Origin of the sequence: Nonomuraea sp. NPDC049784, assembly GCF_040659615.1 — a bacterium.
Classification (GTDB): Bacteria; Actinomycetota; Actinomycetes; order Streptosporangiales; family Streptosporangiaceae; genus Nonomuraea.
In genome coordinates this window covers 1-11936 of sequence record NZ_JBFAMX010000292.1, presented here as the reverse complement: position 1 = coordinate 11936, position 11936 = coordinate 1, and the positions used below count along the sequence as shown (strand labels likewise).

Genomic DNA, 11936 nt, shown 5'->3' with positions numbered 1-11936 from the left:
CGGCCGCGGTGATCGCGAGCACGTCGCCCTCGGCGGTCCACCCGCGCACACCGGTCGCGGCGCTGCCCCAGTGGGTCAGCCGCTCGCCCTCGGGGCCGTCGATCTCCGCCGCGAACACCTCCGGGGCGCCCTCCTTGCCGCTCGTCCAGGCGATGCGCGTGCCGTCGGGCGAGAACCTCGGGTGCGACACCGGCACCCGGTCGGCGGTGAACCGCCAGGCTCTGCCTCCGGCCAGGGGAGCCAGCCAGATATCGTCGTCGGCGACGAAGGTCACGACGTCGCCGTGCAAATGCGGGTATCTCAGGTATGCGCCACTTGTCACAGATGCACATTAATGCCAGGCGCCAAGGTCAGCCCAAGAATTCTCCTCCGGACGGCCCCGCCACGTCCCGTGAACGGCCAAGTGCGGGATGTGGCGGAAACCTGCGGGAAGAGCGAGGACTATGAAGCTTCTCGCCCGTCCGCACCAGTTCCCGGCACGCCTGGCCGCCGGGGCCGTCATCCTGAACTCCGGACTCAGCAAGGCCGACGCCGACGAACAGACCGCCGCGGGCCTGCATGGCATGGCCTCCGGCACGTACCCGTTCCTGCGCGACATGGACCCGGTGGCCTTCACCAAACTGCTCTCCAGGGGCGAGATCGCGCTCGGGACGGCGCTGCTGGCCCCGTTCGTGCCTTCGCTGCTGGCGGGGGCCGCGCTGACGGGGTTCGCGGCCGGCCTGATCGGGCTGTACCTCAAGACGCCGGGGATGCGGCGGGAGGGCAGTCTGCGCCCGTCCGAGCAGGGCACCGCGCTGGTCAAGGACGTCTGGCTGCTGGGGATCGGTCTGTCGCTGGTGATCGAAGAACTCAGCCATTGATGATCTCCGACCGGTCACCGCTAACGTGGAGAAACCCGGGTAGCCGGGACATATGGTACAAATCGGCTACACCTTGATGTCCGAACAGACTCCGGCACGGGAACTGGTCGACTACGCCGCGGCAGCCGAGCGGATCGGTTTCGACTACGCGGTCATCTCCGACCACTACTTCCCGTGGGTCGAGGAGATGGGGCACTCGCCGTACTGCTGGTCGGTGCTGGGCGCCGCGGCCCAGGTCACCGAGCGGATGCCGCTCATGACGTACGTGACCTGCCCGATCATGCGCTACCACCCGGCCGTCGTGGCGCAGAAGGCGGCCACGATGGGCGTGCTGAGCAAGGGCAGGTTCACGCTGGGCCTCGGCGCGGGCGAGAACCTGAACGAGCACGTCGTCGGCGAGGGATGGCCGCCGGTGGACACCAGGCACCGGATGTTCGCCGAGGCGATCCAGATCATCAAGGAGCTGTTCGGCGGCGACTACGTCACCTACCAGGGCGAGTTCTACGACGTGGACTCGGCCAAGCTCTATGACCTGCCGGACCGGCCGGTCCCGCTCGCCATCGCCGCCTCGGGGGGTCAGTCCGCGGAGATCGCGGCCGAGTTCGGCGACATGCTGGTGGTCAACGAGCCGCTGCCGGACGTGGTCAGGCAGTTCAACGCCGCGGGCGGGCAGGGCAAGCCGGTCTACGGGCAGCTGGCCATCGCGTACGACACCGATGCCGAGGCCGCCAAGGAGCGGGCGCACAAGCTCTGGCGCTGGGCGGCGTGCGGCGGCTGGAAGGTCATGGCGGAGCTGCCCGGGCCGGTGAACTTCGCCGCGGCCACCGGCACCGTGCGTCCCGAGGACGTGGCCGAGAGCGTGCCGTGCGGCAACGACGTGAGCGCGGTGGTGGAGGGCCTCAGGAAGTACGCCGACGCCGGGTACACGCACGTGGCGCTCGTCCAGATCGGGCACGACCAGCAGCAGCCGTTCTTCGACTGGGCGGAGAAGGAGCTCCTCCCGGCTCTGCGCGACCTCTGACCACCCGCCGACGGCTGCGCCGCGCGTCCACGGGCCACGAGCGAGGCCGCGCACGCGGGCGACGGTGATGCCGCCCGCGTGCGGGGCGCTCTCCCGGACCGGTGGGTGACGCCGCCCGCCCGCACGCCGAGACGCGCGGGACCGAGTGGTTACGGGACGATGTTGACCAGCTTGGGCGCCCGGACGATCACCTTGCGGGGCGTGTTCGTCAGGTAGGGCGCCACCTTCTCCGAGGCTAGGGCCAGCTCCCGCAGCTCGTCCTCGCTGATGTCCGGCGAGACCTCCAGCCGGTCGCGCACCTTGCCCGCCACCTGCACGACGCAGGTGACCGACTCCTGCACCAGCAGCTCGGGCTCGGCCACCGGCCAGCCGGCGAAGGCGACGGGACCGGTGCGGCCCAGCCGCTCCCACCCCTCCGCGGCGGCGTACGGGGCCACCAGCGACAGCATGATCGCCAGCGTCTCCGCGGCCTCGCGCACGGCCGGGTCACCGGCGCCGGGACCGGAGTCGATGGCCTTGCGCGTCGCCGAGGTCAGCTCCATCATGCGCGCCACCGCGACGTTGAAGCGGTAGGACTCGATCAGCTTGGTGACCTCATCGATCGTGCGGTGCGTGACCTTGCGCAGCTCAACGTCGCCGGTCTCGAACGGGACGCCGGGCGCGCTGTCCACCTCCGATATGACGCGCAGCGCGCGGGCCAGGAACTTCTGCGACGCGGCCGGCGAGACGTCGGCCCAGTCGATGTCGTCCTCGGGCGGACCGGCGAAGACCATGGTCAGGCGTACGGCGTCGACACCGAAGTCGTCGATCTGCTTGCCCAGGTCCACGCCGTTGCCCAGGGACTTCGACATGGCCCTGCCGCCGTTGATCACCTGGCCCTGGTTCAGCATGCGCTTGAACGGCTCGGTGAAGTCGACCATGCCCATGTCGTGCAGGACCTTGGTGAAGAACCGCGAGTACAGCAGGTGCAGGACCGCGTGCTCGATGCCGCCGACGTACTGGTCGATCGGGCCCCACTTGCGCACCTGCTCGACGTCGAACGGGCCGTCGATGTAGCCGGGCGAGCAGTAACGCAGGTAGTACCACGACGAGTCGACGAACGTGTCCATCGTGTCGGTGTCGCGCTTGCCCGCGCCGCCGCACTTGGGGCACTCGACGTTGACCCACTCGGTGGCGCTGGCCAGCGGGGAGACGCCCTTGGGCGCCAGTGCCTCGCCGCGCATGTCGGGCAGCGTGACCGGCAGCTGCTCGTCGGGGACGGGCACCTCGCCGCAGTCGGGGCAGTGGATGATCGGAATCGGCGTGCCCCAGAACCGCTGGCGGGACAGCAGCCAGTCGCGCAGCCGGAAGTTGACCGCGCCCGTGCCCCTGCCCTCGCGCTCCAGAACCTCGATGATCTTGGAGATGGCCTCGGCCTTCGACAGCCCGTCCAGCGGACCGGAGTTGACCAGCGTGCCCTCGCCCGGAGTGGCCTCGCCGGTCTCGCCCGGGTCGGCCAGGCCGGTGTGCACGACGACCTTCACCGGCAGCCCGAACTTCAGCGCGAAGTCCAGGTCGCGCTGGTCGTGGGCGGGCACGGCCATGATGGCGCCGTGGCCGTAGTCGGACAGCACGTAGTCGGCCGCCCAGACCGGGATGCGCTCGCCGTTGACCGGGTTGATCGCGTGGCGGCCCAGGAAGACGCCGGACTTCTCCTTGTCGGTGGACAGCCGCTCGATGTCGCTCAGCTTGGCGACCTCGGCGCGGTAAGCCTCGAAGGCGGGACGGTGCTCGTCGGTGACGATCTCGTCGGCCAGCTTGGCGTCCACGGCGACCACGAAGAACGTGGCGCCGAACAGCGTGTCGGGCCGCGTGGTGTAGACGTGGACGGGCTCGTCGCGGCCCTCGATCTGGAACAGCACGTCGGCGCCCTCGGAGCGGCCGATCCAGTTGCGCTGCATGGTCAGCAGCCGCTCGGACCAGCCCTCGCTCAGCTGGTCCATGTCGTCCAGCAGGCGCTGCGCGTAGTCAGTGATCTTGAAGTACCACTGTGTCAGCTCTCGGCGGATGACGTCGGCGCCGCAGCGCTCGCACTTGCCCGCCACGACCTGCTCGTTGGCCAGCACGGTCTGGTCGTTGGGGCACCAGTTGACCAGGCCGCCCTTGCGGTAGGCCAGGCCGCGCTCGTAGAACCGGTTGAACAGCCACTGGTTCCACCGGTAGTAGTCGGGGTCGCTGGTGTGCAGGCGGCGCGACCAGTCGAAGGACAGCGCGTAGCGCTTGAACGAGGTGACCTGCGTCTCGATGTTGGCGTAGGTCCACTCGGCCGGGTGGGCGTTCCGCTTGATCGCGGCATTCTCCGCCGGCAGGCCGAAGGAGTCCCAGCCGATCGGGTGCAGGACGTTGTAGCCCTTCTGGAACCAGTAACGCGCGACCACGTCACCCAGCCCGAAGGCCTCGGCGTGGCCCATGTGCAGGTCGCCGGACGGGTAGGGGAACATGTCGAGCATGTAGCGACGCTCGCGCGGGTCCGCCGGGTCCTCGTTCGCCCGGTAGGGCTCTTGCTCCTCCCATCGCTGCTGCCACTTGGCCTGCAGCGCCTGCGGATCGTACTCACTCACGGCTACTGTCCTTCTGGCTTGACTCGGACCCATAAGAAAACCCCTCGTGCACACAACGAGGGGTAGCCGCGACGGCGGGAATCTTCAGGGCCGTCGCGGCCCGCTAAGAAGCAGGGTCGCGGAACGCACGTGTCAAGCGTAGCGCACGTCTTCGGCTGAATGCAGATACTCGTCCGGGGTCTGCAGGCACAATGGATCCTTCAGGTCCAGCGAGACCTGATGGTGATGTATCCGTTGTGACCCATTCGTCCCATAAGAATACCCTTGTCACCGTGGTGTACCCAGCTGAGCCCGATCGACCGGAGGCAGGCCTGCCGATGCAGGACCCGCCTACCGATCCTCACGGCTTCGCTCGTTTCGCTGCGGAACCACCTGTATCTCCTGGAAAATCCCATGAGATCATGCCTGGTACGTCAAATCCGGATATAACGGGTTATCCGGACACATCCTCGGGAGGGGCGGCAGCAATGGCAGCGGAGAATTCCGGATCACACCTGCCACCGTCCTGGCCAGACGCGCCTCGCCGCGACGTACCCGGCACCCCGGCGGCGGAGGTCCCCATGTCATGGCCCGAGAACACGCGTCCCGCCGGCCAGGACCCGTCGTGGCCCGAGCCGCCACGCACGGACGACTCCTGGCCCGAGCCACCGCGCCACTCCCGCCCCGAGCCCGCCCGCCACGAGGCTTCGGGTCCTTCGTCGTGGCCCGACCTGCCTTCCGGCCCCTCTTCCTGGCCCGAATCGTCTCCGGCGAGCAACTCCGGCCCGTCCTCCTGGCCGGACACGCCGCCGCAGGGCGGTGCGGGGGCGCCGGCCTGGCCTGAGGCGCCGCGCAGGGAACCCGGCCTGCCGGACGTGCCGACGTCGTGGCCGGAGTCGGCCCCGCAGGACGTCCCCACCTCCTGGCCCGAGGCGTCCTCGCAGAGCGCGGCGGGCCCCACCTCCTGGTCGGACGCACCACCGCAGGGCACCGCGGGCCCGTCCTCACCGCCGCAGAACGGCGCCGGGCCGTTCTCATGGCCCCAAGCACCGCAGCAGAACGGCGCCGGGCCGTCCTCGTGGGCCGATGCACCGCCGCAGAACGGCGCGGAGCCCGCCTCCCGAGCCGGCAACCAGCCTCCGGTCCCGGATCCGGTCCCGGCGTGGGCTCAGCCGCCGGCCGCGTCCGCCGACCCCTGGTCGAACCTCTCCTCCCCCGCCCCCTGGCCGCCCGCGGAGCGGAACGCGGCCGACTCGCCGGAGGAGCGCACAGCGATGTACCAGATCGACGACCTCCCCCAGGGCGCGCACGCGCCGCCCCAGACCCACCCCGCAGAAGAGCGGACGGTCACGTACGCCCAGCACTCAGAGAACCTGCTCAACGACCGCGCCGTCCCCTCCACCCCCACCATGGACTCATCGAACGCCAGCTCCACGCCCCCCGCCGAGGACCAGAGCGCTCCCCGCCCCGGCTCGAACCTGAGCCGTGACCCCTCGGACCCCGACCGCCCGTTCGTGACCGCCGGCCAGATCAGCGGCTCCCGCACCCCGCCGCCGGAGCGCCAGCAGGAGCTCTGGAACACCGTCTTCGGCGACAACTACCAGGCCATGGGCGACCAGGACCCCCTGGACGAGGAGGGGCACGGCAAGCCCATCTGGATCTACGCGCTCGGCGGATCCGTGGCGATCGCGCTGGTCGCCGCGCTGCTGTGGGCGTTCCTCGCGGGCCCGCTGGCCAGCGACGACTCCGCGGGCGCCGACGCCGTGGCCGAGAAGCCCACGACCTCGTCGTCGCCGTCCACCACCAGGTCCTCGACCACGATCGGCAAGCTGCCGAACTACACGGGCAAGGCCGCCCCGGTCATCGGCAGGGTGCCCGACGCCGGCGCCGGGATCTCGCTCCCGCGCCTGGGCGGCACCTGGCGGCTGGACCAGCGCGCCACGGTCAAGGCCACGTACGGCTACGACACCCGCCAGTACGTCCAGGTCGCGCCGGAGAAGTTCGCCCAGCTCCTGTCGGGCCCGCTGTCGCAGAAGCTGGCCTCGTACTACGAGAAGGACAACCTGGAGCCGGTCATCAAGCAGGTGGTGCTGGACGCGCGCAAGCGCTTCTTCCCCACCGACAACAAGGTCCGCAAGATCGCCCAGCAGCCGATCAAGGTGGGCAACTCGACGGGACGGCTGATCGCGTACTCGCTGACGTCGCAGACCGACAAGGCCACGATCGTGACGATGGCCGTCAACACCGGCGGCAACGTCCCGGCCATCGTCTACATGTCGATCCCGTCGGACAGCAAGCAGCTCCTGCCCGACATCCGCACGGTGATGAACCAGCTGAGGCTGGGCACCCAGGGCTAGATCGGGGCTAGAAGACGCACTCCATGTGCTTGATCCCGTTGATGAACATGGAGTGCAGCCGGTCGGGCCTGCCGCCCTCGATGTGCGGCACGCGGCGCAGCAGCTCGCGGAACATCACCGTGATCTCGCGCCTGGCCAGGTGCGCACCGAGGCAGAAGTGCGGCCCCGGGCCGCCGAAGCCGACGTGCGGGTTGGGGTCACGGGTGACGTCGAAGCGGTACGGGTCGGCGAAGACGGCCTCGTCCCTGTTCGCCGCCCAGTAGAACAGGACCGCCTTCTCGCCCTTGCGGTAGAGGTGCCCGTTCATCTCGTAGTCCCTGGTGACCTTGCGGCGCATGAAGTTCACCGGGGAGGCGAGCCGGACGATCTCCTCCACGGCCCCGGGCGCGTGCCCGTCGATGTCCTCCAGCCAGAGCGCGCGCTGGCCGGGATTGTCGGTGAGCAGGCGCAGGCCGTGCGAGATGGCGTTCCTGGTGGTCTCGTTGCCGGCCACCACCAGCAGGATGAAGAACGACCCCAGCTCCTGCATCGTCAGCCGCTCGCCGTCGATGTTGGCGTTGACCAGGGAGGACGTCAGGTCGTCCGTGGGGTGATCGGCACGGTGGGCGGCGAGGTCCTGGACGAGCTGCTGCAGCTCCATGCCGGCGTTGAGCAGGCGCCCGGCGAGCTGCTCGAGATCGGCGCCGCCGTATTCGGGGTCGAAGCCGCCGAGGATGACGTTCGAGTGGTCGAAGACGAACTGGTAGTCCCGCGCGGGGATGCCCATCATGTCGCAGATGATCTTCAGCGGGAGGCGGGCCGCGACCTCGGTCACGAAGTCGCAGCCAGGCCCCTTGGCCAGCAGGTCGTCCACGATGGCGGTCGCCGCCGCCTCCACGTCCGACTCGAACTGCTTGATCATCTTGGGCGTGAAGGCACGTGAGACGATCCTGCGCAGCCTGGCGTGGCGGGGGTCGTCCATATTGATCATCGAGCCGAAGTACTCGGTGAACTCGGCGGGCATGTCGGGGACGTTCGTCGCGCCGCCGTCGCCCGAGCAGAAGATCTCGGGGGTGCGGCTGGCCTCGAGGATGTCGGCGTGCTTGACCAGCGCGTGGTAGCCGGGCCCCTTGGGCGCGAAGTCGAGCTCCATCTCCTCGAAGAAGGCCGGGGCCTCGAGAGAGCGCAGCCGCTCGAACGCCTCCTCGCGCTCTCTCATGGGCTTGGCCCAGAAGTCGCGGTCCGACAGGTCGAAGTCAAGGACGCTCATAAGAACATCTTTAGGAAAGCAGCCACTTACGTCAATGGGTGTGACGTACGCCGTACGTGGGGTGTTCTCAATAGCCCTCCACAGGATCTGTGCGATGAGCCCCAAGGTAGCTGTGCGTGATGTGTCGAAGTCAGGCATCCTTCCTCCCCTGGCCCGCGGTGGCCGCTCCTAGATGACCTGGATGGCCGCCATCATCGCCATGTCCTCGTGTTCCAGGTTGTGGCAGTGGGCGACGTAGCGGCCCCGATAGGCGTCGAAGCGGACGGCGAGGTGGATCTCGGCGCCGGGGGTGAGCTCGACGGTGTCCTTCCAGCCTCCGTCGTAGCGTCCAGGGCCGGAGTTGCCGCGGCCGAGCACCTGGAAATGGGTGCCGTGCAGGTGGAAGGGGTGCCGCTCGACGCTGAGGACGGTCCACCGCTCGGTGACACCGAACCGGGGCCGCAGAATCGGGTTGGCCGGGTCGAACGGCCTGCCGTTGATCTGCCACTGCTCGCCGTTGCGCGAGAAGACCATCTGCCGGTGCGTCCCGTTCGGGGTGAGCCGCGGGACGTCGGAGAGCCGGTCGGGCACGGCGGAGTCGTCGCTTTCCTTGCGGGTGACGCGGAATTGCATGACCCGGCTTGCACCGCCGGAGGCGGCGGTGTTGACGAGTGTGACGACCGAGCCGACGGCGTACAGGGAGAAGTCGACGACGACGTCGAAGCGCTCGGCGGGCGAGATCCGCAGGGTCGTGTGGCGCACGGGCGCGGGGAGCAGCCCGCCGTCGCCGCCGAGCTGGACGAACGTGCCCTCGCCGGGGCCGTCGAGCCGAAGCTCGTAGCGGCGCGCGTTGGAGGCGTTGACCAGCCGCAGCCGATACCGGGCCGCCGCGACCTCGGTGTAGGGCCAGGGCGTGCCGTTGACGAGGATGACATCGCCCTGGGCGCCGCCCATGATGGATTCGGCCATGCCGGGCGCGCCGGGGAATGAGCGGTCGATCGACGGGTAGATCAGCTGGCCGTCGGCGTCGAAGGCGCGGTCGCAGATGAGGAGTGGGATCTCGCGGTCGCCGTGCGGCAGTGGCAGGGCGGCCTCCTCGTCGTCGCGGACGACGCAGAGCCCATACAGGCCCTTCCAGACCTGGGCGCCGGTGAAGTCCATGCGGTGGTCGTGGTACCAGAGCGTGGCGGCGCGCTGCCGCATCGGAAAGGTGTAGGTGCGCTGTTCGACGGTGACGCGGGCGAGCGGGTCGTGCGTGGAGTGCATGCCGTGCGTGGCATGGGTGCCGGCCATGTGGGCGAGGGAGGCGGGGTAGAGCAGGTCGGTGGGGAAGCCGTCCTCGGACGGCGGGCTGACGGCGCCGTGGAGGTGCGTGACGACCGGCACCGGGAGCCGGTTGGTCTGGTGTAGGACGAGGGGTCTGCCGGTACGGGCCTCGAGATAGGTTCCGGGAAAGGTGCCGTCGTACCCCCAGATCGTGGTGGAGTAGCCGGGCAGGATCCGGGCCTGCGCGGCCTGGAGCGTCACCGCGTACTCCTCGCCCGAGGCCGAGCTGCGGGTGGGTTTGGCGGGAGTGAGCCGCGGCAGCGGGAGTGTGTAGGGCTCCGGCAGCCGCGCGGTGCTGGTCAGCGTGCCGGGGGCGATCGAGCCTCCACCGCCGCACGCGGCCAGGCCGGGGGCGGCGAGGGCGAGCCCGGCGAGCTTGAGGACACTGCGGCGGGAGATCTCGGTCACGAGCGCGCCTCCTCGGTCGGCCTGCCGCGGAGGGTCATCGGCAGCGTGGCGATGGTGGTGGCGAACAGCGCGACGCCGAGCGGGATGTGCAGCCACATGACGTGCTTGGTGCCCGCGGTCAGCTGGACGATCTCCAGCACGAAGATCGCGAGCACGACAGGCAGGACCCTCGGCCCGACGAGCCGCTTGCGGCGGGCGAGCCCAGCCAGGACGATCATGACCAGCGCGATCATGGCCAGCACGCCACCGTTGGTCTGGTGGCTGCCGATCGCCTCGTCCTGGCCGGACAGGAACATGCCCGCGAGCATGGGCTGGAGAAAGAAGGACACCGCGTGCAGGATCGCGGTCACGCGCAGGGCGATGAGCATCACTTCACACCCCGGGCGTGCGGCGTGCGGGCCGGGGCCGTCAGCCGAGCGGCGACGGCGCCGACCAGGTACACCGCGGCCAGCAGGCCGAGGCAGGCAGCCAGGCCGGGCTTGCCGATCATGCTGGTGGCGACGGCGGCGATGACGCCCGTCCGGGTGACGACCGAGCTCCACAGCCGCGGATCGTGAATCCTGGACGGGAGCTCACCATCGGCGTCCCGGACTGCCTTCGCCATGTGCCGCAGCTCCTTGCCGGTCAGTGGCTCGCCGAGCGCGATGATCGCGGTCCAGCCGATGAGCCCGGTGATGATCCAGCCTTCCCATGACCAGGCATGGATGGCCAGCCAGAGCCCGCTGGCCAGAGCGCCGAGCCGCCCCCACACGCCGAAGGCGGCGGAGACTTCGAGGGCCTTCAGGCCCTTCCTGGCCTTCGGGAGGGTGGTGGCGCCGCGCAGCGCGAGGACCCCGATCCAGTCGGTGACCAAGCCGGCCAGCATGGTGAGAACGGTGAGGAGATGGGCCGCGAGGAGTAGTGCGTCGAGGGACATTCCGCTCTCCGGTCGGGGGTAGTGGCGGGTCTGGTGAGGGAGCGGCCCGGCGGCCGCTCCCCGGGTAACTCAGGCGTCGGCGCCGAGGGCGTCGTCGGGGATCCAGGAGCCGTGGATGCCGGCGGTGACCCGGCGCGGGAGCTGGACGGCGGCGACCTGCTCGAGGCCGGAGGCGTCCAGGATCAGGAGGCGGGAGGCGTCCTGCTTGAGGTCGGAGATCACGGTGAGCAGGTAGCCGTCGTCCTCGTGGGTGGCGCCGGCCGCGGGGACGAAGACCGCCTCGCTGGGCAGGCGGGCGTCGCCGACCGGGTAGACGCGGCGGGCCCCGGTAGTGCGGTCGTACTTGACGATGCCGTAGCCGCCGAACCCGGCCTGGTCAGGGAAGGAGACGGCGTACTGGTAGCGGTGCTCGGCGCCGAGGTAGTCCTCATTCAGTGTGGGGAACTCGACGGCGAGATCGTCGATGATCTGTTCGTCGACGGCGCCGGTGGCCAGGTCGATCACCCACCGGCGGGTGTAGGAGCGGGTGTTGGGCTCGGTGCCGCGGCCCGGGGCGCCGACCCACCAGTTCCAGGAGAGCTGGAATCCCTCCCGGTCGACGGTCGGGCCCTCCAGGACGATGCGGCCCTGGTCGTCCTCGTAGGCGTTGGCGGCGTGGAGCATGTTGCCGGGCTCGATGGAGAACCAGCGGATCCGTGCGGCCCCGTCCGCGCCCCGCGGCATGACGCCGATGCGGGCGGGCTGGTCGTCGTTCCAGCCGTAGGGGATGCCGGAGTGCTCGGCCGGGTCGAAGGTGACGGTCCCCTCGATGAAGACGACGTGGTGGCGGGTGATGGCGAAGTCGTGCTTGAGGGAGGCGGTGGCGCCGGGGATCTCGGCGCCGTGGGTGATCTGGCCCTTGGCGTCGGCGACGTAGTACATCAGGTACGGCGGGAACGGCGAGGAGCCGAAGAAGTGCAGTTCGCCGGTGACCGGGTCGGTCTTGGGGTGCGCCGTCATCGCGCTGCGCAGCTTGCCGTCGAAGTCATAGGCGCCGACGGTGTCCAGGTCGGGGGTGAGCTCGAAGGGGACGTTGGCCTCGCACAGCGCCAGGAGTCGTCCGGCGTGCTCGATGATGTGGGTGCCGGCGGTGCTGGCGGTCAGGTCGGGGCCGTGCTCGGTCATGTAGGGAGCACCGTCCAAGGCCGGGGTGCGGACCCAGCGGTTGCGGTACCACTCGGCGCGGCCGTCGCGCAGCCGGA

9 protein-coding genes and 1 pseudogene are annotated in these 11936 nt (G+C 69.9%); 3 read left to right on the top strand and 7 right to left on the bottom strand.

Translation table 11 applies throughout. From position 1 onward, the window contains the following. Window positions 1-322: pseudogene (locus AB0J09_RS38970) on the bottom strand (peptidase S41); the annotation flags it as partial. Window positions 323-443: 121 nt separating this feature from the next. Here AB0J09_RS38970 and AB0J09_RS38965 point away from each other — a divergent pair. Beyond that, window positions 444-860: a hypothetical protein gene (locus AB0J09_RS38965; RefSeq protein WP_360702406.1), complete on the top strand. Its 417-nt coding sequence runs from the start codon at window positions 444-446 to the stop codon at window positions 858-860. Window positions 861-912: 52 nt separating this feature from the next. Beyond that, window positions 913-1881 (top strand): TIGR03557 family F420-dependent LLM class oxidoreductase, encoded by a 969-nt coding sequence (locus AB0J09_RS38960; protein WP_360702404.1) that lies wholly within the window; start codon window positions 913-915, stop codon window positions 1879-1881. Window positions 1882-2030: 149 nt separating this feature from the next. Here AB0J09_RS38960 and leuS read toward each other — a convergent pair whose 3' ends face one another. After that, the gene (gene leuS, locus AB0J09_RS38955) at window positions 2031-4514 is read right to left on the bottom strand and encodes a leucine--tRNA ligase (RefSeq protein WP_360702402.1); all 2484 of its coding nucleotides are present in this window, start codon (window positions 4512-4514) and stop codon (window positions 2031-2033) included. A 527-nt stretch (window positions 4515-5041) separates the two neighbouring features. Here leuS and AB0J09_RS38950 point away from each other — a divergent pair. After that, window positions 5042-6817, top strand: a complete 1776-nt coding sequence (locus AB0J09_RS38950; RefSeq protein ID WP_360702400.1) for a hypothetical protein — start codon at window positions 5042-5044, stop codon at window positions 6815-6817. Between the two features lie 7 nt (window positions 6818-6824). Here the strand turns inward: AB0J09_RS38950 and AB0J09_RS38945 are convergent, their stop codons facing one another. The 5 genes from AB0J09_RS38945 to AB0J09_RS38925 form a co-directional block, all read right to left on the bottom strand. Further along, window positions 6825-8066, bottom strand: coding sequence for a cytochrome P450 (locus AB0J09_RS38945; RefSeq protein WP_360702397.1), 1242 nt, complete (start codon window positions 8064-8066; stop codon window positions 6825-6827). 168 nt (window positions 8067-8234) lie between these two features. Next, window positions 8235-9779 (bottom strand): multicopper oxidase family protein, encoded by a 1545-nt coding sequence (locus tag AB0J09_RS38940; protein WP_360702394.1) that lies wholly within the window; start codon window positions 9777-9779, stop codon window positions 8235-8237. Next, on the bottom strand, window positions 9776-10147 hold the full coding sequence (locus tag AB0J09_RS38935; RefSeq protein WP_360702392.1) for a hypothetical protein: 372 nt from the start codon (window positions 10145-10147) through the stop codon (window positions 9776-9778). The genes AB0J09_RS38940 and AB0J09_RS38935 overlap by 4 nt, the downstream gene beginning before the upstream one ends. Then, window positions 10147-10695 (bottom strand): hypothetical protein, encoded by a 549-nt coding sequence (locus tag AB0J09_RS38930; protein WP_360702389.1) that lies wholly within the window; start codon window positions 10693-10695, stop codon window positions 10147-10149. Before AB0J09_RS38930 ends, AB0J09_RS38935 begins: the two co-directional genes overlap by 1 nt. Before the next feature lie 69 nt (window positions 10696-10764). After that, on the bottom strand, window positions 10765-11936 hold a 1172-nt coding region (locus AB0J09_RS38925; protein ID WP_360702388.1), incomplete at its 5' end, for a carotenoid oxygenase family protein.

Excerpts from the sequence above, each read along its gene's own strand:
- AB0J09_RS38965 (WP_360702406.1), top strand. The coding sequence starts at position 444 with ATGAAGCTTCTCGCCCGTCCGCACCAGTTCCCGGCACGCCTGGCCGCC.
- AB0J09_RS38960 (WP_360702404.1), top strand. The coding sequence starts at position 913 with ATGGTACAAATCGGCTACACCTTGATGTCCGAACAGACTCCGGCACGG.
- leuS (WP_360702402.1), bottom strand. The coding sequence starts at position 4,514 with ATGGGTCCGAGTCAAGCCAGAAGGACAGTAGCCGTGAGTGAGTACGAT.
- AB0J09_RS38950 (WP_360702400.1), top strand. The coding sequence starts at position 5,042 with ATGTCATGGCCCGAGAACACGCGTCCCGCCGGCCAGGACCCGTCGTGG.
- AB0J09_RS38945 (WP_360702397.1), bottom strand. The coding sequence starts at position 8,066 with ATGAGCGTCCTTGACTTCGACCTGTCGGACCGCGACTTCTGGGCCAAG.
- AB0J09_RS38935 (WP_360702392.1), bottom strand. The coding sequence starts at position 10,147 with ATGCTCATCGCCCTGCGCGTGACCGCGATCCTGCACGCGGTGTCCTTC.
- AB0J09_RS38930 (WP_360702389.1), bottom strand. The coding sequence starts at position 10,695 with ATGTCCCTCGACGCACTACTCCTCGCGGCCCATCTCCTCACCGTTCTC.